Source organism: Streptomyces sp. NBC_01334 (assembly GCF_035983595.1).
Classification (GTDB): domain Bacteria; phylum Actinomycetota; class Actinomycetes; order Streptomycetales; family Streptomycetaceae; genus Streptomyces; species Streptomyces coriariae.
Genome location: NZ_CP130718.1, coordinates 8,104,818 through 8,128,572, shown reverse-complemented (window position 1 = coordinate 8,128,572; position 23,755 = coordinate 8,104,818). Strand labels below are relative to the sequence as shown.

Genomic DNA, 23,755 nt, shown 5'->3' with positions numbered 1-23,755 from the left:
GGGCCCGGTGGACGGGCCTCAGTCCGCCGCGGGCGCCTCCGGCGCCGCCGTACGATGCACGCTGCGTACGGCCGCCACGTCGGACGGGACGGCCGGGGGCGGGACATGGGCGCTGAGGGCCGCCAGGCGGCGTTTGACGGTGGCGGCGACGCCCTGGCCCAGGACGAAGCGGGTGGCGCTGGCCGCGCGGGGAGCGTGGTCGAGGATGCGGTGGGCCTCGCGGCTGCGCAGGCCCGTGTGGCGCAGGACGAGGTGGGCGAGGCGGTGCTCGCCGGCCGCCAGCGTCCGCCCGACGCTCTCGGCGGCCGCCAGGTCCAGCCGGTTGTCCGCCGCGCCGAGCACGGCCGCCGCCCGGACCCGGCCGAGGTCCAGCAGGGTGACACCGGCGACGGTGGCGGCGCCGACCAGGCGGGCGGCGGCAGAGGGTCCGATGCCGTTGCTGGCCACCGAGAGCCGGGTGAGCCGTCCGTACGGCGCCCGCTCGAGGGCGGCGGCGAGCCGGAGCGCGCCCGGGTCGCCCAACCGGGCGGCGGACACGTACAGTTCGTCGATCGCCCCGGCGGCGACCACCGCCGCGAGCGCCTCCGCGCCCGCCTCCCCCAGCGGGTTGCCGCCGACGAACAGCCGCTCGACACGCCGTCCGTTGCCCGCGGCGGCCAGCAGCGCGTCGGCGAGCACGGTGACGCCCGCCGCGTCGAGTCCGGTCTGCACGAGGTCGAGCGTGCGCAACGTCCGGGCGGATTCGACGAGTTCGGCCGCCGCCCGGCCACCGCCTCGGCCCAGCGGGTTGCGTTTGAGCCACACCCCCGTGACCACCTGGGGCGAGGCGCGCAGTTGGTCGGCGATACGGCAGGCCCCGCCCGCGGTGATGCCGTTGCATCCGAGGTAGAGCGTCTCGACCGGCGCACTCGCAGCGGCCACGGTGGCTGCGCCCTCGTCCCCGAGGGCGTCGGTGCCGAGGAGCAGATGCCGTACGGGCGAGGGGCCGTCGGCCAGGGCCTCGGCGACCAGGGCCGCGCCCTCGGCCCCCAATCCCTGCTTGCACAGGTCGAGCCGCCCGTCGGGCAGCGCGGTGCCCGCGGCGAAGTCCAGCCGCTCGCCCGCCGGACGCCCGGCCCGCAGCCAGTCGAGCAGCGGGGCGAGATCGGCGAGGGGGCGGGGCACCACGTGGGGCACTCCGGCGAAGCGGACCGACCCCGACCCCGACCCCGACTCCGGCTCCGACTCCGACTCCGGCTCGGCACACGGCCCCGCCGTGTTCTCCTCGCTCACCACTGCGCCTCCCGGTAGTCCTTGAGGAACACGCCCGACACCGGGTGGCCGGCCTCGCCGCGCACGATCGGGTCGTACACGCGGGCCGCGCCGTCCACGATGTCCAACGGGGTACGGAAGCCCGCGCCCGCCATCCGGGCCTTCTTCGGCGCCGGGTTCTCGTCGGTGATCCAGCCGGTGTCGACGGCGCACATGTGCACACCCTGCTCGGCGAGCGCGGCCGCGCTGGTACGGGTGAGCATGTTGAGGGCGGCCTTGGCCATGTTGGTGTGCGGATGCCCGGGCATCTTGTTGCGCACCGCGAACCGACCCTCGACGGCCGTCACGTTCACCACGTACCGGCGCGGATGCGGGGAGGCCAGCAGCAGCGGCAGCAGCCGGTCGCAGAGCAGCGCGGGCGCGAGGGCGTTGACGAGCTGGGTCTCCAGTACCTCGGCCGGGTCGAGCGCACCGAGCCGGGCCGACCAGGAGTTCTCCGGGGAGGGATCGGGCAGCAGTCCGGCCTCGTCGGCCTCCCGCAGAGCGGCGGGCAGCGCGGAGAGCGAGCCGCCGAGGCCCTCCAGCATCCGCATCGGGGTGAACCCGGGCGCCCGGCGCGTCCCCTCGGGCAGCGCGTCGCGCTCTCCGGCGGCCAGCAGGGCGTAGGCCTCCGGCGGACGACGCACGGTCTGCGCCGCGTTGTTGACGAGGATGTCGAGCGGTTCGCCCTCCCGGCGCAGCTCCTCGCACAGGCCCAGCACCTGGCGCGGGTCGCGCAGATCGACGGCGACGACGGTGAGCCGGTCCAGCCACTGCGCGCTGCCGGGCTCGGCGCGGAACCGGCGGACGGTGTCGTGCGGGAAACGGGAGGTGACGACGGTCCGCGCGCCGTCCCGCAGCATCATCAGCGCCAGCTGGAAGCCGATCTTCACCCGGCCGCCGGTGAGCAGGACACGACGCCCGCTCAGGTCGGTGCTCAGCGAACGGCGGGCCGCGTTGTCCGCGGCGCAGGCGGGGCAGAGCCGGTGGTAGAAGGTGTCGACCTCTCGATAGGCCGACTTGCAGACGTAGCAGGTGCGCGGCCGGTGGAAACGCCCTCCGCGTCCGGCGGCCGGCAGGGGCGCGTCCTCGCGCCGGTCCAGGGCCCCGGTCGCGGTCGCCGCCATCGCCGCCGCGTCGGCGGCCGCCACCTCGGCGCTCCGCTCCTTGCGCCGCCGCAGCCGCCCGTCACGCGCGAAGGACGCGGCGACCTGCTCGGCCCGCAGCCGTACGGGATCGTCGACGGGCAGCGCGCGCAGCCTGCCCACGACGTCGTGGAAGGCGGCCAGCTCCGCCTCGGTGACCGCCGGGCCGAACGCCGCCCCTCCGCTGTCCTCGCCCATCCGTCGCCGCCCCGCCCCGTCCCCGCCCCGTGCTCGCCGTACCGTGGTCCCGACCGGATTCGAACCGGCGTATCCACCCTGAGAAGGTGGCGAGTCTGCCTCTGCTCTACGGGACCGCGCACGCATCCGGACGACCGGATGCGAACCGGCGTGATGCGCCTGCGCGTTGTGCCTGCGCCTCTGCGCCACGTCCGGACACGCCCCCGGATCCTAACCGCACCCCCGCGACGCGGTCACTCGGATTCGGGGTCGCCGCGACCGCACGGTTCAGCGTGCCGTGCGCCTCAGGTTCAGGCGCTCCTTCTCGGACATGCCGCCCCAGACGCCGAAGCGCTCATCGTTGTCCAGGGCGTACTCGAGGCAGGCTGGACGCATCTCGCACATGCCGCAGATGCGCTTGGCCTCCCGCACCGAGCTGCCGGGTTCGGGGAAGAAGAACTCCGCCCCGGTCTGTGCGCACAGCGCCTCGCGCTGCCAGCCGAGGTCGGGTGTCGGAATCGTGTCGGTATACATGGCCAGGATCGTGCCCGGCGGCGAAAAACGTTCGATCAACGCCGGATATACGCGGCGCCCGAGACCCCCGGCCGCCCGATGATGCTCCTGCCGCCCACCCGTACGCACGGCGGCGCGCGGTGCACCCGGCACACTCTCGGAACGCCGGACGAGGGCTCGACACACCCCCACGACGCCTCGCGACCGACCATCACCTTCCGTGACCGTGCGGCGGGGCCGCGCCGGTGGTCGTGCTCCGGCAGCGATTGTCAGTGGGCGGTGCGAGACTCGGCAGTGCAGAGAACGGGACCCCTTCGAGGAGGGCACGATGCTCACCACCCGTTTCGTCAACGGCGCTCCGAACTGGATCGATGTCGGCACGTCCGACATCGACGGCGCCACCTCCTTCTACGGCGCTCTCTTCGACTGGCGGTTCCGGTCGGCGGGACCCGACGCCGGCGGTTACGGCTTCTTCGAGCTGGACGGGAAGACCGTGGCGGGCGGCATGCAGACCGTACCCGGCCAGGGCCCGCCCTCGTGGACGGTCTACTTCCGGACACCGGACGCGCAGGCCACGGCGCAGGCCGCCGAGCAGAAGCACGGCACGGTCCTCTTCGCGCCGATGAACGTGATGGGCCAGGGCACGATGGCGGTCCTCGCCGACCAGGCGGGCGTGCCGTTCGGCCTCTGGCAGCCGGGACAGACCGTGGGCGTGGACGTGGCGAACGAACCCGGCGCACTGTGCTGGGTCGAGCTGTACACGCCGGACGTCGCGGCGGCGGCCGCCTTCTACAACGCGACGCTGGGCCTGGAGACCTCGGCCGCCCCCTTCCCCGGCGGCACATACACCTGCGTCAACCCGGCCGGCGCCGGGGAGGAGGCGATGTTCGGCGGGATCGTGCCGCTGGCCGACGACCCCACGGAGGCCGAGACCGGCGCCTACTGGCTGCCGTACTTCGAGGTCGCCGACACGGACCGGGTCGTGGCCAGGGCGGAGGAGCTGGGCGGCAGGGTGCGGATGCCCGCCACGGACGTCGAGGGCGTCGGCCGCATCGCCAAGCTCGCCGACCCCTACGGGGCACGCTTCGCCGTGATCAAGAGCGTGCCGCAGGAGATGTGAGGCGGCACGGAAGAGCAGGTGCTGGGCTGGGCGGCTGGGCGGCTGGGCGGCTGGGCGGCTGGGCGGCTGGGCGGCTGGGCGGCTGGGCGAAGCCTGGCAGGCAAGGTCCGGAACAGGCCGGATGCGAGCGGGGTGGCGGCCCCGGTCAGGCCGAGGCTCGGCGCACCAGAGTGGTCGGCAGGACCACACCGCCCGGTGCCTCCTCGGCGACGCGCCGGTCGAGACGGCGCAGCAGCAGACGGGCCATGATCCGGCCCATCTCCTCGATGTCCTGACGGACCGTCGTCAGCGGCGGGTCGCTCTGTTCGGCGACGGGCAGCATGTCGTCGAAGCCGACCACGGCGACGTCCTCGGGCACCCGCCGCCCGCGTTCGCGCAGGACGCGCAGGGCGCCCGAGGCGGCGAGGTCGTTGGCGGCGAACACGGCGTCCAGGTCGGGGCACCGGTCGAGGAGTTCCCGCATGGCCCGCTCGGCACCGCCGGGGGTGAAGTCGCTCTCGACGACGAGCCGCGGGTCGTCCTCGCCCATGACCTCCCGGTATCCGTCGAGCCGGTCCGCCGCGGAGGTCTGGTCGAGGGGGCCGGTGATGTGCGCGATACGGGTGCGGCCGAGCCCGGCCAGCAGGGTTACGGCCTCGCGGGCACCGCCGCGGTTGTCGCTGTCGACGTAGACCACGTCCCGTGTGCCGTCGCTCCAGCCGGGACGGCCGCCGAACACGGTCGGAACGCCGGCGCCCTGGATCAGCCCGGGGAGCGGGTCGTCGAGGTGCAGCGAGAAGACCAGGGCCCCGTCGACATGGCCGCCGGCGAGGTAGCGGGCGACCCGGGCGTGGTCGTCGCGGCCCTCGGTGAGCAGCAGCACCAACTGGTTGTCGTGGGCCGTCAGTTCCTTGCTGATGCCGCGGAGCTGGAGCGCGAAGAAGGGGTCGGCGAAGACCCGGGTCTCCGGTTCGGCGATGACCACGGCGATCGCGTCGTGGCGCTTCGTCACCAGGCTGCGGGCCGCCTGGTTGGGGACGTACCCGAGCTCCTCCACGGCCCGCCGGACCCGCTCGACGAGCGGCTCGCGGACGCCGTCCCCGCCGTTGACGACGCGCGACACGGTCGCCCGGGAGACCCCGGCCCGTGCGGCCACGGCCTCCAGCGTGGGACGTGACGCTGTCTCGGTCACTTCGGGGCTCCTCCTGGCCGGCTGCGGCTCAGGATAACTCCGGGGGACGGCCGAGGTGAGAGCGCTCTCCGACCTCCGCCCCTCAGTGCTCGTGCGCGTCGCCGGCCCCGTCCGGCTCAAGCGACTCGTGCGGCCCATGCGGTTCGTATCCCGGGATCGTGCCGTCGGGCTTCTTCACCAGGAAGAGTCCGACCATCCCCATGTCGGAGTGGCTCTGCACATGGCAGTGGTACATCCACGCGCCGGCGCCGACCCCCTCCCCCGCGATGACCTGGAAGCCGAAGGAGTCGGCCGGGCCCACGATCTTGTTGTCGACGACCTGGCTGGGGTCGTCGGGGCCGGTGAGCAGGCCGGTGCGGTTGTCGGCCCAACGATGACCGTGCATATGGAAGGTGTGGTAGTACTCGCCGTGCGTGATCATCACGAACTCGACCCGATCGCCCACCGTCGCCGCGAAGTCGGGGCCCGAGTGGGCCGGTCTGTTGTTGATCGTCATGTCGTTGAAGACGATCGTGTGGGTGGCGTCGGGCAGGATGTCGCCCTTGCGCCGGACGATCACCGGTCCGTACAGGCCCTTGCGGATGCCGCCCGTGCCGTGTTCCGTTCCCACGACGTGGTCGTGGTAGTGCCAGTAGCCCGCACTGCCCGCCCGCCAGGTGCCGTCGGCGCGGCGACCGGGGGCATGGGTGCGCCAGGTGTAGGTGCGCGTGCCGCCGGGCTCGATGTCACTCCGGTTCAACTTCGTTCCGTCGCTGGAGATTTCGTAGTCCAGGCCGTGGACGTGCAGGCTCGCGGCCACGTCCAGGGTGTTCTCCACCTCGATGTGCAGGGTGTCGCCCTCGTTGATTTCGATCAGCGGCCCGGGGATGGTCGCCTTCCCCTTCTCGAAGCCGTAGCCGAGTTGTCCGTCGGCGAGCTTCTCCGCGTACAGCTTGAGGTGTCTGACCGCTCCGCCCGCGGGGGCGGCCTTCGCCGGTCCGTCGGCGCTCACCGCCCTCGGCCCCAAGGACAACGATGTCGCGGCGGCGGCACCGCCCAGCAGCACCCGGCGGTTGAACCCGCGTCTGTCCATGCCGAACTCCCCACCCTGGTACGGAATTTGCGACGATGAAGAAGACGAGCCTGTGATGAACCTGTGAGACGGTACCGGTCGTTCCGCCGTTTCTCCACACCCAGGACAAAGTTCATGCCATTGCGGTCATAGGTATTGGCGAGTCATGCAAATGGGGTCTACCTTCCGTGGCGCTGTCGCTGTGACCGAGGAGGTGCCCATGCACTTACGAGGGTTGAGTACGAGAAGACGAATCCGGGTGACCGCCGTGGCGTGCGCAACGCTCGTCGCCGGCCTGCTCTCCGCGCCGGCCGCGGACGCGCGCCCGGCACCCGAGCCACCCCTGACAACGATGTCCATCAAGTCGCCACCGGGCGGCCCGAACGTACGGGTGCTGATCTACCACGGGTCGGCCGCGGCCGGGGACGAGTCACCGGTCGTCAACGCCGGTATCGAGGCCATCGAGCGGATCGGCCTGTCCGGGCCGACGGACCAGCGCTTCGAGGTCGAGGCCACGGACGACGCCTCGGTCTTCACCAGCGAGACGCGGCTGGGCGGTTACAACGCGGTCGTGTTCCTGACCGGGGGCGGTGACGTCCTCGACCCGGAGCAGGAAGCGGGCCTGGAGGCGTACATGGAGGCCGGCGGCGGATTCGTCGGGGTCCACGACGCGGCCCGCGCCGAGCCCTATTCGGACTGGTTCACCGGCCTGATCGGCGCCCGTCCCGCCGCGTCGAGCCCGACGGCCGTGCAGCGGGCCACCGTCGAGGTCGGCGACCGGCGGCATCCGGCCACCGGAGCGCTGCCGCTGGAGTGGAAGCGCCCTGACCTGTGGCCGAACTGGGTGAAGAACCCGTCCGGCGAGGTGCACACCGTCGCCCGGGTGCGCGAGTCCACCTACCGGCCGGGCGCGGGCGCCAACGGCGCGGACCACCCCGTGAGTTGGTGCCGCGACTACGACGGCGGCCGCTCCTTCTACACCGGCATGGGCGGCACGGTCTCGTCGTACGACGAGACGGACTTCCGTACGCATCTGCGCGGCGCCCTGCTCTGGACGTCCCGGCTGGTGCAGGCCGACTGCAAGGCCACCATCACCGGGAACTACAAGGCCGAGCGGCTGACCCCGGCCAACCAACCCGGCCAGAACGACCAGATCGGCGAGCCGCACGGCCTGGTCACGGCCCCCGACGGCCGGGTTCTCTACATCGGGCGGGGCGGCGCCGACTCCTCCCGGCCGGTGATCACCGACTGGAACAACCCGGACGTGGGCAAGGGCAGGGGACAGATCCACGTCTACGACCCGGCGACCAAGAAGGTCACCCTGGCCGGGGAACTCACGGTCTTCGGCAACAAGGGCGGCGGCGACGAGCTCGTCAAGGTCGAGGAAGGCCTCCTCGGTATCGAGCTCGATCCGCGCTTCGAGCAGAACGGCTGGGTGTACCTGCACTACACGCCCCACTCCGGTGTCGACCGTGACACCCGGACGGCCGAGCGGCGCGTCTCCCGCTTCACGCTCGACCTCGCCACGAACCGGCTCGATCTGAACAGCGAGAAGGTGCTGCTCAAGTGGCCGGTGCAGGTGCACAGTTGCTGTCACGCCGGGGGCGGGCTCGCCTGGGACTCGAAAGGCAACCTGTACATCGCCACCGGTGACAACAACTCCAGCGGCTTCAGCGGGGGTTACTCCGGAAACAACCCGCAGCCGAACTTCAGGGGTGTCTCCTTCGCCGACGCGCGTCGTACGGCCGGAAACACCCACAACCTCAACGGCAAGATCCTGCGCATCCATCCGGAGCCCGACGGCACGTACACGCTTCCGGCGGGGAACCTGTTCACGGGCCGCGAGACCGACGAGGGCGGCGGCAAGACCCGCGGCGAGATCTATGTGATGGGCGTCCGCAACCCCGCGCGCATCTTCGTCGACCGCACCACCGACATCCTCTACGCGGGCTGGGTCGGCCCGGACGCGGGCGAGCCGTCGCCCGTCTGGGGACCGGCGAAGTACGACACGTTCGCCGTCATCACCCAGGCGAGCAACCGGGGTTGGCCGTACTGCATGGGCAACAAGCAGCCCTACCGGGACCGCAACCTGCCGGATCCGTCGCAGCCGCTGGGCTGGTACGACTGCGACCACCCGAAGAACGAGTCGCCGAACAACGACGGCCTGGTCAACCTGCCGCCGGTCACCGGCAACAACATCTGGTACTCGCCCCAGGGCGGCGCACCGGACTACCCGCGCGACGCCGGCGGCATCCCCTCCTACCGGCAGGACCAGGCGACGTACCGGCTGCCGTGGCTCAAGGGCGGCGGGCAGGCGGCGATGAACGGTCCGGTCTACCGGTACGACGCCGCCGGCGCGAGCGGGGCCAGGTGGCCCGCGTACTGGGACGGCAAGTGGTTCGTCGGCGACTTCTACGACGCCGATCAGCCGCGCAACGCGGTGGTCATGGACCCGAGGACGCAAGGGTCGGGCGGGCTGCCTGTCCACTCGGAGTCGCTGAAGAAGATCGTGCCGGTCGGCAACGACGGCATCAAGAACCTCATGGACTGGAAGTTCGGCCCGGACGGCGCCCTGTACGTCCTCGACTACGGCCGAGGCTTCTTCACTTCGGACGCCAAGTCGGCACTGTGGAGGGTCACTTACAAGGGCGGCGGCCCGACGCCGGCCGCCGACCGGCTGGCGAGGGGGGCGCAGTGATACGGCGGACACCACAGACACGACAGTCACGGCAACGAAGAATCTGGACAGCCCTGTTGGCCGCCGTGCTGATGACGCTCGGGCTTCAGGCGGCACCCACCGCGGCACAGTCCGAGCCGGCAGCCGCCGCCCAGGTGCTCACCTGGACCGCCGGCGACGACATCACCACATACGGTTCGGCGCCGACGACCGCCGTGGCGGGTCGGGCGACGATCGTCTTCGAGAACAGCGTGGCGACCGGCAACACCATGGGCATGCCGCACACGTTGACGTTCGCGACCAGCGACCCCGAGTTCAACGACGACGTCACGCTGAACATCCTGGCCAACCCGAACGACGACACGGGCGGCCGGCACACCGCCGAGGTCACCCTGACCCCGGGGCGCTACTTCTACCACTGCACGATCCCCGGCCACGGTCAGATGCAGGGCATCCTCGTGGTGACCGAGGGCGGCGGCGAGGACACGACACCGCCCGAGACGACGGCGCAGGTCACCGGCACGCAGAACGCGCAGGGCGAGTACGTCGGCTCGGCGGGTGTCGCGATCGGGGCGACCGACGACGGCGGGTCGGGGGTCGACGGTATCCAGTATGCGGTCGGCACTGCGGGTGACTGGATCCCGTACACCGCACCGGTCGTCGTCGACCAGATCGGCAGCCACCAGATCCGCTACCGGGCGTTCGACAAGGCCGGCAACGTCTCCGCGGAGAAGACGGTCGCCTTCACGGTCGTCGCCCCGCCCTCCGACGACACGACGCCCCCGGACACCTCCGGGACGGTGAGCGGCGAGCGGAACCCCGACGGCGCGTACATCGACATGGCGACCGTCACCGTGTCGGCCTCCGACACCGGATCCGGCGTCAACACGATCGAGTACGCCGTCGGCTCCGGGGCCTGGCAGCCGTACACCGCGCCCGTGATGGTGCACCAGGTCGGCACCCACACCGTGCGGTACCGGGCCACCGACAAGGCGGGCAACGCGGCGGCCGAGAAGAGCGTCCGGTTCACCGTGGTCGCGGCGACCCCGCAGGACACCACACCACCGGTGACCGGCGTCGCCGTCGAAGGCACGAAGAACTCCGCCGGTGCCTTTGTCGGCAATGCCAAGGTGACCGTGAGCGCGACGGACGAGCACGGGTCGGGTGTCGACCGGATCGAGTATTCACTCGACGGTGGACCGTACATCGCATACACCGTCCCGGTGGTGGTCGACCGTGCGGGCCCGCACACCCTCGCCTACCGCGCCACCGACAAGGCGGGCAACACCTCCACCGCGCGCACGGTGACCTTCACGGTGGTGTCGAGCCAGGTCCCGGCCCCCAACTGCCCCGAATACGACGAGCGGTTGACGGTGATCGTCGGCACGGTCGACTCGGGGGTGCCGAACCGGCTGACCGACAAGCGGTGCCGGATCAACGAGTTGATCGAGGACGAGAAGGAGTGGACGTCCCACGCGCTGTTCCTCAAGCATGTGAGGACGGTCCTCGACGGGCTGTTCGGCGAGGGGGTCGTGGACCAGCGCGAGTACGACGCCGTGCAGGAGGCCGCCGGCCGCTCCGGGATCGGCAAGCCCGGACAGACCGAGGGCTACCGCACGATCCTCGACGGCAGCGCGGGCTCGTTCGCGAAGTGGCAGCAGGTGGGCGGCGGATCGTTCGCGCAGAACGCCGACGGCTCGATCACCAGCGGGACAACCCGCGAGGGCCTGGGCATGCTGTGGTTCCCCGAGCGCAAGTACGGCGACTTCTCGCTGAAGCTCCAGTGGCGCGACGACGCTCCGGGCACGGGCAACGCCAACTCCGGTGTGTTCGTGCGCTTCCCGTGGGTCCATGACCACGCCGAGGAGTCGCGACCGGAGTGGGTCGCCATCAAGTACGGGCACGAGGTGCAGGTACTGGACCGGCCGGACGGGGACATGTACAAGACCGGGTCGGTGTACGGCTTCGACCGGGTGGGACTCGCGGGCGCGGGCGTCACCCAGAAGGGGACCTGGAACGACTACGAGATCAGGGTGGTCGACCAGCACTACTCGGTCTACCGCAACGGTGTGCTGATCAACGAGTTCGACAACACCGGCGGCCAGGAGTTCTCCCCGCCGCGCGCGGACGACCCGGGCACGGACGGACGGCGCTTCGCCTCCGGATACCTCGGGCTCCAGGTGCACGGCACGACGGACGTCGTCTCGTACCGGGACATCCGCGTCAAGGAGTTGTGACAGCGACCGTCCGGCCGGCGCCGGACGGTCGCGCTAGGACGCCCCGGGCCCGCCCGGGGCGTCCTCGTGCCGGGCCCGGCTCGGCTGCACCCGCTTCGGCTCTCCGGGCATCTTCGGGTACTCCGGCGGATACGGCAGATCGCCCAGGCCGTGGTCGTGTTCGTCGCGGCGGGCGAGTTCGAGCAGGGCCTCCAGGGAGAACGCGTGGTCGTCCATGTCGGCGTGCACATCGCCGAGTTCGGCGTACCGGGCCGGCATGGTCGCGAGGTCGAAGTCGGCGGGATGGGCGTCGCCGACCTCCTCCCAGCGCAGCGGCGCCGAGACGGGCGCGTGCGGACGGGGACGTACGGAGTAGGCGGAGGCGATGGTGCGGTCGCGAGCGGTCTGGTTGTAGTCGAGGAAGATGCGCTCGCCCCGTTCCTCCTTCCACCACTTGATCGTCACCCGCTCCGGCAGCCGCCGTTCCATCTCCCGGCCGACGGCGATGGCGGCGCGCCGGACCTGGGTGAAGGTCCAGCGGGGCTCGATCGGCACGAAGACGTGCAGCCCCCGGCCGCCGGAGGTCTTGGGCCACCCGCGCAGACCGCCGAACTCCTCGAGGACTGCGCGTAGTTCGTGCGCGGCGTGGACCGCGTCGTCGTAGTCGGTGCCGGGCTGTGGGTCGAGGTCGATACGCAGTTCGTCGGGGCGGTCGACGTCGTCGCGGCGCACGGGCCAGGGGTGGAAGGTGAGGGTGCCGTACTGGGCGGCCCACAGGACGGCCGCCTCCTCGGTCGGGCACATCTCGTCGGCGCTTCGTCCGCTGGGGAAGGTGATGTGGGCGGTCGGGATCCAGTCGGGCATGTTCTTCGGCGCCCGCTTCTGGAAGAAGGACTCGCCTCCCACGCCGTCCGGGTACCGCTCCAGGGTGGTGGGGCGGTTGCGCAGCGCGCGCAGGATGCCGGGCGCGACCGCCTGGTAGTAGCGGGCGAGGTCCAGCTTGGTGAAGCCGCGCTCCGGAAAGAAGACCTTGTCGGGGCTGGACAGCCGTACCGTCCGGCCGGCCACTTCCAGTTCCACCGCATCGCCCATGCGAGCCACGGTAGACACACCTCCGACAGCTCGCATCAGCTCGCTGCGGCCCGTACGCCGGACGGTCCGCACACCGGGCGGTCCCGGTGATCCTCGCGCAGAATCGGAGCATGGATCTGCCGGTGATGCCGCCCGTGAAGCCGATGCTCGCCAAGTCGGTGGCGGCGATTCCGCCGGGCATGCAGTACGAGGCGAAGTGGGACGGCTTCCGGGCGATCGTGTTCCGCGACGGTGCCGAGATCGAACTGGGCAGCCGCACCGGAAAGCCGCTGACCAGGTATTTCCCGGAACTGGTGGAGGCGTTGCGGGAACGGTTGCCGCAGCGGTGTGTGCTGGACGGGGAGATCGTGATCGCCCGGGAGGGGCGGCTCGACTTCGACGCCCTCACGGAGCGCATCCATCCGGCGGATTCCCGGGTGCGCACGCTCGCCGAACGGACCCCGGCGTCGTTCGTCGCCTTCGACCTGCTGGCGCTCGCCGACCGGTCGCTCCTGGACGTGCCGCTGAGCGACCGGCGTGAGTTGCTGACCGGGGCGCTCGCCGGGGTGACGGCACCCGTGCACCTGGCGCCGGCGACGACCGACGCCGAGGTGGCACGGCAGTGGTTCGAGGAGTACGAGGGCGCGGGCCTGGACGGGGTGATCGCCAAACCGCTCACCCTGCACTACCGCCAGGACGAGCGCGCCATGTTCAAGGTCAAGCACGAGCGCACCGCGGACGTCGTCGTCGCCGGATACCGCTTCCACAAGAGCGGACCGGTGGTCGGCTCGCTGTTGCTGGGTCTGTACGACGACCGGGGCGTTCTCCAGCACGTCGGCGTGTCGGCCGCCTTCTCCATGAAACGCCGGGCGGAGCTGATCGAGGAGCTGGAGCCGCTGCGCATGGAGGACGCGGCGGGTCATCCGTGGGCGGCCTGGTCGCAGGAGTCCGCACACGAGACGGCGCGGCTGCCCGGGGCGCCGAGCCGCTGGTCGGGCAAGAAGGACCTTTCCTGGGTGCCGTTGCGGCCCGAACGAGTGGTCGAGGTGGCGTACGACCACATGGAGAACGGGGCGCGCTTCCGGCACACCGCCCGCTTCCGCCGCTGGCGCCCCGACCGCACCCCGGACGGCTGCACGTACGCGCAACTGGAGGAACCGGTGCGCTACGACCTGGCGGAGATCCTCGGGGCGCCGCCCTCGACGTGATCCACGGGCGGCGACGTGATCCACAAGCGCTTGCGCCTTTGTGGAAGATCGGTTCCTTCGTGGAAGATCGGTTGGGTGCCACATGCCACAAGCGGTTCCGGGAGCAGCACCTGATTCGCAACCGGTATCAGGCGCGACCTGATTCACAACCGGTTTCCGGCGCAGAGCTTGATCCACAATCGGTTTCACGCGGCGACTTGTTCCGTAACCGTTTGCACCCTCGCCGTTGATCCGCAACCGTTTCACAACCGCCGCAACCGCTTTCACGGTTCCCGGTTCCCGGTTCCCGGTTCACGCTTCACGGCGTCATGAGGACCTTCACCGCGCCGTCCTGCTTGTGCTGGAACATCTCGTACGCGTGCGGGGCGTCCGACAGCGGCACGCGGTGGGTGGCGAAGTCGTCGACGCCGAGCGGGTCCTCCTCGGTGAGGTACGGCAGGATCTCGTCGCTCCACCGACGCACGTTGGCCTGCCCCATGCGGATCTGGAGCTGCTTGTCGAACATGGTGAGCATCGGCAGCGGGTCGGCCGTGCCGCCGTAGACGCCGACGAGGGAAAGGGTGCCGCCGCGGCGCACCAGCTCGATGGCGGTGTACAGGGCGGCGAGCCGGTCGACGCTGAAGCGTTCCGCGAGCGGGCCGCTCAGTTTCCGCGGCAGCATGGCGGCGGCGTTCTGGACCATACGGGCGGCCGCGCTGCCGTGCGCCTCGGTGCCGACGGCGTCGATCACGGCGTCCGGGCCGCGACCGTCGGTCTCGTCGCGGATCGCGGCGATGAGTTCCTTCTCGGTGTCGAAGCTGCGGAGGTCGTACGTCTCCACGCCCCGCGCACGGGCCCGGCGCAGCCGGTCGCCGACCAGGTCGACGCCGAACACCCGGCCCGCGCCGCGCACCTGGGCGATACGGCAGGCCATGTCGCCGATGGGCCCGAGGCCGAGTACCGCGACGCTGCCGCCCTCGGGGACATCCGCGTAGGCGACGGCCTGCCACGCGGTGGGCAGGACGTCGGAGAGGTACACGAAGCGGTCGTCGGGCGGCCCCTCGGGCACCTTGATGGGGCCGAACTGGGCCTGCGGCACCCGCAGATACTCCGCCTGGGCGCCGGGCACCGCCCCGTACAGGCGGGTGTAGCCGAACAGGGCGGCGCCCATGCCCTCGCCGGTGACCTGGGTGGTCTCGCACTGGGTGGGCAACGCGTTCAGGCACATCCAGCAGTTGCCGCAGGCGATCTGGAAGGGCACCACGACCCGGTCACCGGCCTTGAGGTCGGGCACGCCGGCGCCGACCTCCTCGACGATGCCCATGGGCTCGTGGCCGAGGATGTCGCCCGGGGTCATGAACGGGGTGAGCACCTCGTACAGGTGCAGGTCGGAGCCGCACAGCCCGGTGGACGTGATGCGGATGACGGCATCCGTCGGTTCCTGGATCGTCGGGTCGGGCACGGTGTCCACCCGTACGTCGCGCTTGCCCTGCCAGGTCACTGCCTTCATCGCGCCGCGCTCCCTCCGTCGACCGGTCCGTCCCGGCTGGTCCGGAAGTACCGGGTCCTGGCTGCGGCCCGGGTACCCGACCACCCGGCCCCCGAATCACGACGCCCGCAGCCCCCAGCCCCTTCTGCCCCGCAGTCCGCAGTCCGCAGTCCGCAGTCCGCAGTCCGCCGCCACGCATAGCCACTCTCGAACGGATGAGCGCACAATCAAGACACGAAACGGGGGTGGCCATGACAGGCACAGGTCGTTCGAGACATCCGAGGCGTCAAAGACATCCGGGTCACCCGAACCGTTCGGGTCATCGGGGTCATCCGGGTCGCCCGAACCATCCGGGTCGCCCGGCACGCGCGACGCGTGCCGGCCCCTCCGCGGTGGCCGCCGCGCTGCTGGCCGCCATGCTGGCTCTCGTCCTCGCGGCCGGCTGTACGACGTCCCGCGAGCCGTCGAGGAACGACGACGGTCGGAGCGCGTCGCAGAAGCCGAGCCCGAGCGGTAGCACCAGCCCCACCGCTGCCGTCGGCTCCGTGCTCGCCGTGAAGATCGACAACGCCCCCGGCGCCCGGCCGCAGACCGGCCTCGACTCCGCGGACATCGTCTACGTCGAGCAGGTCGAGGGCGGGCTGAGCCGGCTGATGGCCGTGTACTCGACCAAGGTGCCGAAGGCCGTCGGTCCCGTGCGCAGTGCCCGCGAGTCCGATCTGGAGCTGCTGGGCCAGTTCGCGCGGCCGGTGCTGGCGTTCTCCGGGGCGCAGGGCAAGCTGCTGCCGTTGATCGACCGGGCACCGCTGGACGCCGTCACGCCCGAGGACGCGGCCGGCGCCGGAGCCTACTACCGGGGCGCGGAAAGGGCCGCGCCGCACAACCTCTACGTGCGCCCGGGTCGCCTGTTGCCCTCCGCGCCGGGCTCCGCCGCGCTGACCACCGGGTTCCGCTACGGCACCGCGCCGTCCGGCGGTACGGCGCAGCCCTCGCTCACCGTGCGCTACCCGGCGGCCCGCTTCACCTTCACCTGGTCCGCGAGCCGGGCTCGCTGGCTGGTCTCGACGGACGGGGCGCCGACGCTGACGACCGACGGGACGCGGGTGGCCCCGGCCACGGTGGTCGTGCAGTACGTGAAGGTGCGCGCGTCGGGCTTCCACGACTTCCTCGGCAACAACACGCCGTACACCGAGACGGTGGGCTCGGGAAAGGCGCGGGTGCTGCGCGACGGACGGGTCCACGACGTGAACTGGAAGCGGGCGACGGCCACGGACGGCACGGACTTCACGACCGCCGACGGCGCCCCGGTCGCCTTCGCCGAGGGCCAGGTGTGGGTGGTGTTCGCGCAGACCCCCGACGCCGGCCAGGCACCCTGACCCTCGTGGCCATCCTGAGGCCGCCCCGCATCCTCGTCCGCGGCCCACTGGCACCCAGGCGCAACCTCGATCAGGACGGTGCGACCAGGGGCTGCTCCCCCGGGTTGCGCAGCCCCTCCGCCGCGTCCGAGACGCGCTGGATGAGCTCGAGGAACAGGGTCTGCTCCGCGGCCGAGAGCGGGGACAGGAAGACCTGGTTCATCCGGGCCGTGCGGACGGTCAGCCGACGGTGGGTGCGCAGTCCCTCGTCGGTGAGCCCCAGCAGGTAGCGCCGCCCGTCCTGCGGGTCGCGGACCTTGTCGAGCAGCCCTCGGCGGATGAGTCTGCTGATCACCTCGGCGATGGTGGAGCGGTCGAGGCCCACCCGCTCCCCCACGGTGCGCTGGTCGAGGCCCGGCTCGGCGACGAGCGCGTTGAGGACCGCGAACTGCGGCGAGGTGATCTCCTCGGAGACCATCGTGTTCCACAGCAGGTAGTGCGCCTGCTGGAGCCGCCGGGCCAGGTGCCCGGGGTGGCTGGTGAGATCCACCGCGGCCATGTGCGCTCCTCAGCGTGAGAGTTCGTCGGTGCACTGAACGATACCGCGTGCGACGGACCTGGTCTTGTGCCTGTGTGACCCTGGTCAGACCTCCGGCCTGGGGTCTTGACTGCTCCACGCTGCGGTGGCAGCGTGTGGGAAACCTCGGAGAAATAATCAGTGCCCTGATTAATTGACGGCCGGGGGCGCGCGGAAGAGATGGGGCTTCACGGATGGACAAGGTGGTCGCCACGGCCCTGGAGGCGGTGGCCGACGTGCCGGACGGCGCGTCTCTGGCGGTGGGTGGATTCGGACTGAGCGGCGTGCCCAACGTCCTCATCCAGGCTCTGTACGAGCGGGGCGTCGCCGGACTGTCGGTCGTCTCCAACAACTGCGGCGCGATGGAGTCGGGCCTCGCGGTGCTGCTCGCGGCCGGGCGGATCGCCCGGGTAACCGGTTCCTACATCGGCGCGAACAAGGAGTTCGCCCGCCAGTACCTGTCCGGCGAGCTCGAGGTCGAGATGATCCCGCAGGGCACGCTGGCCGAGCGGCTGCGGGCCGGCGGCGCCGGGATCCCCGCCTTCTACACGCCCGCGGGCGTGGGCACCCAGGTCGCCGAGGGCGGGCTGCCGTGGCGCTACGACGGCGAGGGCGGTGTCGCCCTGGCCTCGCCGCCGAAGGAGGTCCGGGAGTTCGACGGCGCGGAGTATGTGCTGGAGCACGGTATCCGCACCGACTTCGCGCTGGTCAGGGCCGCGAAGGGCGACCGGCACGGCAACCTGGTGTTCAACAAGTCCGCCCGCAACTTCAACCCGCTGTCCGCGATGGCCGGACGGATCACGATCGCCGAGGTCGAGGAGCTCGTCGAACCCGGTGAGATCGACCCGGACGCGGTCCATCTGCCGGGCATCTTCGTGCAGCGCGTGATCGCGCTGACCCCGGAGCAGGCGGCGGACAAGAGGATCGAGCAGCGGACGGTCTCCGCGCCCGCGGCAGAGGGAACGGTGAGCGAGTGATGGCCTGGACACGTGAGGAGATGGCCGCCCGCGCCGCGCGCGAGCTGCGGGACGGTCAGTACGTCAATCTCGGCATCGGGCTGCCGACCCTGATCCCCAACTACCTCCCGGCGGACGTCGAGGTGGTGCTGGAGAGCGAGAACGGCATCCTGGGCACCGGCCCCTACCCCACCGACGACGCCGTCGACCCGGACCTGATCAACGCCGGCAAGGAGACCGTGACGGTCCTGCCGGGCGCGTCCTTCTTCGACTCCGCGCTGTCCTTCGGCATGATCCGCGGCGGGCACATCGATGTCGCCGTGCTGGGTGCGATGCAGGTCTCCGAGCGTGGCGACCTGGCGAACTGGGCGATCCCCGGCAAGCTGATCACCGGGATCGGCGGGGCGATGGACCTGGTGCACGGGGCCCGTACGGTCCTCGTCGTCATGACCCACACCGCCAAGGACGGCAGCCCCAAGATCCTCACGGACTGCGCGCTGCCCCTGACCGGGAAGGCGTGCGTGAACCGCATCATCACCGACCTGGGTGTCCTCGACGTCACCGACGAAGGCCTGGTGCTGGTGGAGACCGCGCCGGGCGTCACCGCCGAGGAGATCGTGACGAAGACGGCCGCCGAGGTCCGTCTCGCCGAGGAGGTCCAGTCATGAGCAACGGTTTCAGAACCGTTTACATCGTCGACGCGGTCCGCACCCCGATCGGCCGCTACAACGGCGCTCTGGCCTCGGTGCGCCCGGACGACCTCGCCGCGCACGCCATCCGTGAACTCGTCGCCCGTACACCCGCGTTGGACCCATCCCGCATCGAGGACGTGTACTTCGGCAACGCCAACGGGGCCGGCGAGGAGAACCGCAACGTCGGCCGCATGGGCGCGCTGCTCGCGGGCCTGCCCACCTCCGTACCGGGTGTCACCGTCAACCGGCTGTGCGCCTCCGGTCTGGAGGCGGTCATCCAGGCGGCCCGCGCGATCGCGGCCGGCGACGCCTCCGTCGCCGTCGCCGGCGGTGTGGAGTCGATGACCCGCGCGCCGTACGTGCTGCCGAAGTCGGACCGGGCGTTCCCCGCCGGGCACACCGAGCTGTACTCGACGACGCTGGGCTGGCGGATGGTCAATCCGCGGATGGACCCGCAGTGGACGATCCCGCTGGGCGAGTCGGCCGAGCTGATCGCCGACAAGCACAAGATCGGCCGCGAACAGCAGGACGAGTTCGCCCTCGCCAGCCACCGCAAGGCCGCCGCGGCCCAGCAGGCGGGCCTGTTCGACGCCGAGCTGGCGCCCGTGTCGATCCCGCGCCGCAAGGGCGACCCTGTCGTGTTCGACGCCGACGAGTGTGTACGTGCGGACGCCTCGCTGGAGGCGATGGCCAGGCTCAGGCCGTCGTTCCGGACCGAGGAGGGGACCGTGACGGCAGGCAACGCGTCGCCGCTGAACGACGGCGCCGCGGCCCTGCTGCTCGTGGACGAGGAGGGGTTGAGGGCGACCGGACGTGAGCCGCTCGCCCGGGTCAGCGCCACCGGGGTGTCCGCGATCGACCCGCAGTACTTCGGGCTCGCCCCCGTCGAGGCCGTCAACCGCGCGCTCGCCAAGGCGGGCAGGGGATTCGCCGATCTGTCGGTGCTCGAACTGAACGAGGCCTTCGCGGCCCAGGTGCTCGGCTGTGTGGCCGAGTGGCCCGAGTTCGACCCTGCGGTCCTCAACCCGCAGGGCGGCGCGATCGCCCTCGGTCATCCGCTCGGTGCCTCCGGTGCCCGTCTCGCCGGTACGGTCGCCCACCAGCTCGCCCGTCGGGGCGGCGGCGTCGGGGTCGCCACCCTCTGCATCGGCGTGGGCCAGGGCCTCGCCCTCGTCCTCGAACGATAAGAAACCCAGGAACTCCCATGACTCTCACGCAAGCCGACATCGACCAGGAGATCGCGGCCGAGCACGCCGCGTACGAGAAGCGGATCGCCGACGGCGCGCCGGTCGAGCACCAACCGCGCCGCGACTACGCGCCGTACCGCTCCTCCGTCCTGCGCCACCCGAAACAGCCGCCGGTCGCCATCGACGTCAGCAAGGACCCGGAGCTGGTGGAGCTGGTCTCCCCCGCTTTCGGCGAACGGGACATCACCGAGATCGACAACGACCTCACCCGGCAGCACAACGGCGAGCCGATCGGCGAACGGATCACGGTTTCCGGCCGGTTGCTGGACCGCGACGGGCGTCCGATCCGCGGTCAGCTGGTCGAGATCTGGCAGGCCAACTCGGCGGGCCGCTACGCCCACCAGCGCGAGCAGCACGACGCCCCGCTGGACCCGAACTTCACGGGTGTCGGCCGCACGCTGACGGACGACAGCGGTTTCTACCACTTCACCACCGTGCAGCCGGGCCCCTATCCGTGGCGTCAGCACGTCAACGCCTGGCGGCCGGCCCACATCCACTTCTCGCTCTTCGGCTCGGCGTTCACCCAGCGGCTGGTGACGCAGATGTACTTCCCGAGCGACCCGCTGTTCCCGTACGACCCGATCATCCAGTCGGTCACGGACGACGCGGCCCGGCAGCGGCTGGTCGCCACCTACGACCACAGCCTGTCGGTGCCGGAGTTCTCGATGGGCTACCACTGGGACATCGTGCTCGACGGGCCGCACGCCACCTGGATCGAAGAAGGACGCTGACCTGCCATGACGAAGATCGACACGAGCCGTCCGGAGACCGTGCTCCCCACTCCGTCGCACACGGTCGGCCCTTTCTACGGACATGCCCTGCCGTTTCCCGGCGGTGGTGACATCGCCCCGCTCGGCCACCCGGACACGATCGCGCTCCAGGGCTATGTGTACGACGGGGAGGGCAACCCGTTGCCGGACGCGTTCGTGGAACTGTGGGGCGCGGACCCCGAGGGCAATCTGCCGCAGGTGGACGGCTCGATGCGGCGGGATGCGTCGAGCGGCGGTTTCCTCGGCCGCAACGGCTTGGAGTTCACCGGCTGGGGCCGCATCCAGACGGATGCCAACGGTCACTGGTCGGCGCGGACGCTGCGGCCCGGCGCGCGTGGGCACAGCGCCCCGTACCTGAGTGTCTGTGTGTTCGCCCGCGGGCTGCTGGTGCACCTGTTCACCCGGATCTACCTGCCGGACGACGAGGCCGCGCTGACCGCCGACCCGCTGCTGACGCGGGTGGACCCGGCGCGGCGCGACACGCTCATCGCCACGCGGGGCGAGCTGGGGACCTACCGTTTCGACATCCGCCTTCAGGGCGAAGGCGAGACGGTCTTCCTGGAGTTCCAGTGACAACTGCGCACCACGACGCCGGTCTGCTCGCCCCCGGGTGGACCGGCTCCCCCGCCGCCGCCGCGACCGGCGACAGCGCCTATCTGCGGGCGCTGCTCGACGCGGAGGCCGCGCTGACCCGCGCCCAGGAGGCGCTGGGGCTGGCCCCGCAGGGTGCCGGAGCGGCGGTCACCTCGGCGGCCGACGACGGCGAGTTCGACGTGCGCTCCCTCGCCGGGCGGGCGCGCGGCGGCGGGAACCCGGTGATCCCGCTGGTCGCCGATCTGACGAAGGCGGTCGGCGAGGAGTACGGCCCGTACGTCCACCGGGGCGCGACCAGCCAGGACATCATGGACACGGCGACGATGCTGGTCGCGGCGCGCACCCTCGGTCTCCTGCTGGCCGACCTCGACCGCGTCCAGCGGGCGCTGGCCCGACTGGCCGCCGAGCACCGTGACACGCCGATGCCGGGCCGGACGCTCACCCAGCACGCCGTGCCGACGACCTTCGGACTGAAGGCGGCCGGCTGGCGGTCGCTGGTGCTGGACGCGCGGGACCGGGTGACGGCGGTACGGGACGCGCTGCCCGCCCAACTCGGCGGCGCGGCCGGGACCCTGGCGGCCTTCACGGCGTACGGCGCCACCGACGCGACCGCGCTGCCCGCCGCCTTCGCCCGTGAACTCGGCCTGCGGGCACCGCTGTTGCCGTGGCACACCCTGCGCACGCCGATCGCCGACCTGGCCGGCTGTCTGGCTCTCGCGGCGGGCGCGCTGGGGAAGGTCGCGACGGATGTCCTGACCCTCGCCCGCACCGAGATCGCCGAGGTGGCGGAGGGCAGCGGAGGCGGGTCCTCGGCCATGCCGCACAAGGCCAACCCGGTGCGGTCCACGCTGATCGCGGCCGCCGCCCGGCGCGCTCCGCAGCTCGCGGCCACGCTGTACGGGTCCCTGGCCGCCGAGGACGAGCGGCCGGCCGGGGCGTGGCACGCCGAGTGGGAGCCGCTCAGGGAACTGCTCCGGCTGACCGGCGGGGCGGCCCGGGACGCGGCCGAGCTGACCGAGGGGCTCCGGGTGGACGCGGACGCGATGCGGGCGCACCTCGACCTCACCCACGGGCTGATCGTCTCCGAACGGCTGTCCGCGGCGCTGTCGGCCGCGCTCGGCCGTGCCCGCGCCAAGGAACTGCTCACCGAGCTCGCCCGGCGCACCTACACCGAGGACCGACCACTGGGCGAACTCCTCGCCCTGGAAACCGACTTGAAGGGCGTCGACCTCGGCGACCTCACCGACCCCGCCCGCTACACCGGCTCCGCCGGAATCCTCACCGACCGTGCGCTGGAGCGACGTTGACCGAGAAGCTGCTCAACCACCTTGCCGAGGGCCCGACTTCCGCTCCGGCGCTGCTGCTCGGCCCCTCGCTGGGCACCTCGTACGCCCTGTGGGACAAGGTCGCGCCGGAGCTGTCCGCCACGCACCGGGTGGTCCGCTGGGACCTGCCGGGGCACGGGGGCTCGGCGGCCGACCTGATCGGTCCCGGGGCCACCATGGGTGACCTCGCCGACCTGGTGCTGGCGCTGGCCGACTCGCTCGGCCTGGAGCGGTTCGCGTACGCGGGCGTGTCCCTGGGCGGAGCGGTGGGTCTGCATCTGGCGCTGCATCACCCGGAGCGGGTGTCGGCCCTGGCGGTCATCTGTTCGTCGGCCCACTTCAACGGGTCCACGCCGTGGGAGGAGCGGGCCGCGCTGGTGCGCCGCGAGGGACTGGCGGGGCTCGCCGAAAGTGCGAACTCCCGTTGGTTCACGCCCGGGTTCACCGTGCCGGGCCTGGTCGCCGACCACCGCGACGCCGATCCGGAGGCCTACGCGGCGTGCTGTGACGCGCTGGGCGCGTTCGATCTGCGCGAGCGGCTGCCGGAGATCGCCGTACGGACCGTGGTGGTCGCGGGGCGTCAGGATCCGGCGACGCCGCCCGCGCATCTGCGGGAGATCGCGGACGCGGTGCCGGGCGCCGCGCTGGTGGAGCTCCCGGGCGCCTCGCATCTCGCGCCCGCCGAGTGCCCCGAGGCCGTGCTGACCGTGCTGCGCACCCACCTCGACGGCGGAGCCAAGCGGGGCATGGAGGTGCGCCGGGAGGTGCTCGGGGACGCGCACGTGGACCGGGCGCAGGCCCGGCAGAACGCGTTCACCGCGCGCTACCAGGACTTCATCTCCCGCTACGCCTGGGGCGAGATCTGGACCGACCCGACGCTGAGCCGCCGCGAGCGCAGCATGATCACGCTGACCGCGCTGGTGGCGCACGGCCACTACGACGAGCTGGCCATGCATGTGAGGGCGGCCCGGCGCAACGGGCTCACGCCCGAGGAGATCGGCGCCGTGCTGCTTCAGACCGCCGTCTACTGCGGGGTTCCGGCGGCGAACTCGGCGTTCGCGACGGCTCAGCGGGTGCTGGCCGAGGAGGACGGGACCGGTTGAGGCGCGTACGGCCGAGGGTGACACTGCCG

Annotated in this window: 20 protein-coding genes and 1 tRNA gene; 12 read left to right on the top strand and 9 right to left on the bottom strand. The window is 71.7% G+C overall.

Annotated features, from left to right (window positions below):
• Positions 1–18: 18 nt before the first annotated feature.
• The 4 genes from OG736_RS36195 to OG736_RS36180 all read right to left on the bottom strand — a co-directional run bounded on the left by OG736_RS36195 (position 19) and on the right by OG736_RS36180 (position 3,146).
• The gene (locus tag OG736_RS36195) at positions 19–1,272 is read right to left on the bottom strand and encodes a leucine-rich repeat domain-containing protein (RefSeq protein WP_327186164.1); all 1,254 of its coding nucleotides are present in this window, start codon (positions 1,270–1,272) and stop codon (positions 19–21) included.
• Positions 1,269–2,633: an SDR family NAD(P)-dependent oxidoreductase gene (locus tag OG736_RS36190; protein WP_327186163.1), complete on the bottom strand. Its 1,365-nt coding sequence runs from the start codon at positions 2,631–2,633 to the stop codon at positions 1,269–1,271. The genes OG736_RS36195 and OG736_RS36190 overlap by 4 nt, the downstream gene beginning before the upstream one ends.
• Before the next feature lie 44 nt (positions 2,634–2,677).
• A tRNA-Glu gene (locus tag OG736_RS36185) sits at positions 2,678–2,749 on the bottom strand.
• A gap of 151 nt (positions 2,750–2,900) precedes the next feature.
• Complete coding sequence (locus OG736_RS36180; RefSeq protein ID WP_327186162.1) at positions 2,901–3,146, bottom strand: WhiB family transcriptional regulator; 246 nt, start codon at positions 3,144–3,146, stop codon at positions 2,901–2,903.
• Between the two features lie 307 nt (positions 3,147–3,453).
• Here OG736_RS36180 and OG736_RS36175 point away from each other — a divergent pair, with 307 nt between their 5' ends.
• The gene (locus OG736_RS36175) at positions 3,454–4,245 is read left to right on the top strand and encodes a VOC family protein (protein ID WP_327186161.1); all 792 of its coding nucleotides are present in this window, start codon (positions 3,454–3,456) and stop codon (positions 4,243–4,245) included.
• Positions 4,246–4,390: 145 nt separating this feature from the next.
• On the opposite strand, the gene OG736_RS36170 is transcribed toward OG736_RS36175, so the two are convergent.
• Entirely contained in the window at positions 4,391–5,416 is a 1,026-nt protein-coding gene (locus tag OG736_RS36170; protein ID WP_327186160.1) for a LacI family DNA-binding transcriptional regulator, read from the bottom strand.
• A gap of 82 nt (positions 5,417–5,498) precedes the next feature.
• On the bottom strand, positions 5,499–6,488 hold the full coding sequence (locus OG736_RS36165; protein ID WP_327186159.1) for a multicopper oxidase domain-containing protein: 990 nt from the start codon (positions 6,486–6,488) through the stop codon (positions 5,499–5,501).
• 199 nt (positions 6,489–6,687) lie between these two features.
• Between OG736_RS36165 and OG736_RS36160 the strand changes: the two genes are divergently transcribed.
• Both OG736_RS36160 and OG736_RS36155 read left to right on the top strand, forming a co-directional pair.
• Positions 6,688–9,165, top strand: a complete 2,478-nt coding sequence (locus OG736_RS36160; RefSeq protein ID WP_327186158.1) for a ThuA domain-containing protein — start codon at positions 6,688–6,690, stop codon at positions 9,163–9,165.
• 71 nt (positions 9,166–9,236) lie between these two features.
• Entirely contained in the window at positions 9,237–11,381 is a 2,145-nt protein-coding gene (locus OG736_RS36155) for an OmpL47-type beta-barrel domain-containing protein (RefSeq protein ID WP_327187808.1), read from the top strand.
• Positions 11,382–11,414: 33 nt separating this feature from the next.
• Here the strand turns inward: OG736_RS36155 and ligD are convergent, their stop codons facing one another.
• Positions 11,415–12,452 (bottom strand): non-homologous end-joining DNA ligase, encoded by a 1,038-nt coding sequence (gene ligD / locus OG736_RS36150; protein WP_020129418.1) that lies wholly within the window; start codon positions 12,450–12,452, stop codon positions 11,415–11,417.
• Positions 12,453–12,562: 110 nt separating this feature from the next.
• Between ligD and OG736_RS36145 the strand changes: the two genes are divergently transcribed.
• On the top strand, positions 12,563–13,639 hold the full coding sequence (locus tag OG736_RS36145) for an ATP-dependent DNA ligase (protein ID WP_327186157.1): 1,077 nt from the start codon (positions 12,563–12,565) through the stop codon (positions 13,637–13,639).
• Positions 13,640–13,937: 298 nt separating this feature from the next.
• On the opposite strand, the gene OG736_RS36140 is transcribed toward OG736_RS36145, so the two are convergent.
• On the bottom strand, positions 13,938–15,128 hold the full coding sequence (locus tag OG736_RS36140) for a zinc-dependent alcohol dehydrogenase (RefSeq protein ID WP_327186156.1): 1,191 nt from the start codon (positions 15,126–15,128) through the stop codon (positions 13,938–13,940).
• Between the two features lie 395 nt (positions 15,129–15,523).
• Between OG736_RS36140 and OG736_RS36135 the strand changes: the two genes are divergently transcribed.
• On the top strand, positions 15,524–16,483 hold the full coding sequence (locus tag OG736_RS36135; protein ID WP_327187807.1) for a DUF3048 domain-containing protein: 960 nt from the start codon (positions 15,524–15,526) through the stop codon (positions 16,481–16,483).
• Positions 16,484–16,553: 70 nt separating this feature from the next.
• Here the strand turns inward: OG736_RS36135 and OG736_RS36130 are convergent, their stop codons facing one another.
• Positions 16,554–17,021, bottom strand: a complete 468-nt coding sequence (locus OG736_RS36130; RefSeq protein WP_327186155.1) for a MarR family winged helix-turn-helix transcriptional regulator — start codon at positions 17,019–17,021, stop codon at positions 16,554–16,556.
• A 212-nt stretch (positions 17,022–17,233) separates the two neighbouring features.
• Here OG736_RS36130 and OG736_RS36125 point away from each other — a divergent pair, with 212 nt between their 5' ends.
• Genes OG736_RS36125 through pcaDC form a run of 7 tightly spaced genes read left to right on the top strand, consistent with a single transcriptional unit; the run spans position 17,234 to position 23,726 of the window.
• On the top strand, positions 17,234–18,016 hold the full coding sequence (locus OG736_RS36125) for a CoA transferase subunit A (RefSeq protein ID WP_327186154.1): 783 nt from the start codon (positions 17,234–17,236) through the stop codon (positions 18,014–18,016).
• Positions 18,016–18,663, top strand: coding sequence for a CoA transferase subunit B (locus tag OG736_RS36120; RefSeq protein WP_327186153.1), 648 nt, complete (start codon positions 18,016–18,018; stop codon positions 18,661–18,663). The genes OG736_RS36125 and OG736_RS36120 overlap by 1 nt, the downstream gene beginning before the upstream one ends.
• Positions 18,660–19,874, top strand: a complete 1,215-nt coding sequence (locus OG736_RS36115) for a thiolase family protein (protein ID WP_327186152.1) — start codon at positions 18,660–18,662, stop codon at positions 19,872–19,874. Before OG736_RS36120 ends, OG736_RS36115 begins: the two co-directional genes overlap by 4 nt.
• A 17-nt stretch (positions 19,875–19,891) precedes the next feature.
• On the top strand, positions 19,892–20,665 hold the full coding sequence (pcaH, locus tag OG736_RS36110; RefSeq protein WP_327186151.1) for a protocatechuate 3,4-dioxygenase subunit beta: 774 nt from the start codon (positions 19,892–19,894) through the stop codon (positions 20,663–20,665).
• A 6-nt stretch (positions 20,666–20,671) separates the two neighbouring features.
• Complete coding sequence (pcaG, locus tag OG736_RS36105; protein ID WP_327186150.1) at positions 20,672–21,277, top strand: protocatechuate 3,4-dioxygenase subunit alpha; 606 nt, start codon at positions 20,672–20,674, stop codon at positions 21,275–21,277.
• Entirely contained in the window at positions 21,274–22,605 is a 1,332-nt protein-coding gene (gene pcaB / locus OG736_RS36100; RefSeq protein ID WP_327186149.1) for a 3-carboxy-cis,cis-muconate cycloisomerase, read from the top strand. Before pcaG ends, pcaB begins: the two co-directional genes overlap by 4 nt.
• Entirely contained in the window at positions 22,602–23,726 is a 1,125-nt protein-coding gene (gene pcaDC / locus OG736_RS36095; RefSeq protein ID WP_327186148.1) for a bifunctional 3-oxoadipate enol-lactonase/4-carboxymuconolactone decarboxylase PcaDC, read from the top strand. The genes pcaB and pcaDC overlap by 4 nt, the downstream gene beginning before the upstream one ends.
• The last annotated feature ends 29 nt before the right edge of the window (positions 23,727–23,755 follow it).

Excerpts from the sequence above, each read along its gene's own strand:
- OG736_RS36190 (WP_327186163.1), bottom strand. The coding sequence starts at position 2,633 with ATGGGCGAGGACAGCGGAGGGGCGGCGTTCGGCCCGGCGGTCACCGAG.
- OG736_RS36180 (WP_327186162.1), bottom strand. The coding sequence starts at position 3,146 with ATGTATACCGACACGATTCCGACACCCGACCTCGGCTGGCAGCGCGAG.
- OG736_RS36175 (WP_327186161.1), top strand. The coding sequence starts at position 3,454 with ATGCTCACCACCCGTTTCGTCAACGGCGCTCCGAACTGGATCGATGTC.
- OG736_RS36165 (WP_327186159.1), bottom strand. The coding sequence starts at position 6,488 with ATGGACAGACGCGGGTTCAACCGCCGGGTGCTGCTGGGCGGTGCCGCC.
- OG736_RS36160 (WP_327186158.1), top strand. The coding sequence starts at position 6,688 with ATGCACTTACGAGGGTTGAGTACGAGAAGACGAATCCGGGTGACCGCC.
- OG736_RS36155 (WP_327187808.1), top strand. The coding sequence starts at position 9,237 with ATGACGCTCGGGCTTCAGGCGGCACCCACCGCGGCACAGTCCGAGCCG.
- ligD (WP_020129418.1), bottom strand. The coding sequence starts at position 12,452 with ATGGGCGATGCGGTGGAACTGGAAGTGGCCGGCCGGACGGTACGGCTG.
- OG736_RS36145 (WP_327186157.1), top strand. The coding sequence starts at position 12,563 with ATGGATCTGCCGGTGATGCCGCCCGTGAAGCCGATGCTCGCCAAGTCG.
- OG736_RS36140 (WP_327186156.1), bottom strand. The coding sequence starts at position 15,128 with ATGAAGGCAGTGACCTGGCAGGGCAAGCGCGACGTACGGGTGGACACC.
- OG736_RS36135 (WP_327187807.1), top strand. The coding sequence starts at position 15,524 with ATGCTGGCTCTCGTCCTCGCGGCCGGCTGTACGACGTCCCGCGAGCCG.
- OG736_RS36130 (WP_327186155.1), bottom strand. The coding sequence starts at position 17,021 with ATGGCCGCGGTGGATCTCACCAGCCACCCCGGGCACCTGGCCCGGCGG.
- OG736_RS36125 (WP_327186154.1), top strand. The coding sequence starts at position 17,234 with ATGGACAAGGTGGTCGCCACGGCCCTGGAGGCGGTGGCCGACGTGCCG.
- OG736_RS36120 (WP_327186153.1), top strand. The coding sequence starts at position 18,016 with ATGGCCTGGACACGTGAGGAGATGGCCGCCCGCGCCGCGCGCGAGCTG.
- OG736_RS36115 (WP_327186152.1), top strand. The coding sequence starts at position 18,660 with ATGAGCAACGGTTTCAGAACCGTTTACATCGTCGACGCGGTCCGCACC.
- pcaH (WP_327186151.1), top strand. The coding sequence starts at position 19,892 with ATGACTCTCACGCAAGCCGACATCGACCAGGAGATCGCGGCCGAGCAC.
- pcaG (WP_327186150.1), top strand. The coding sequence starts at position 20,672 with ATGACGAAGATCGACACGAGCCGTCCGGAGACCGTGCTCCCCACTCCG.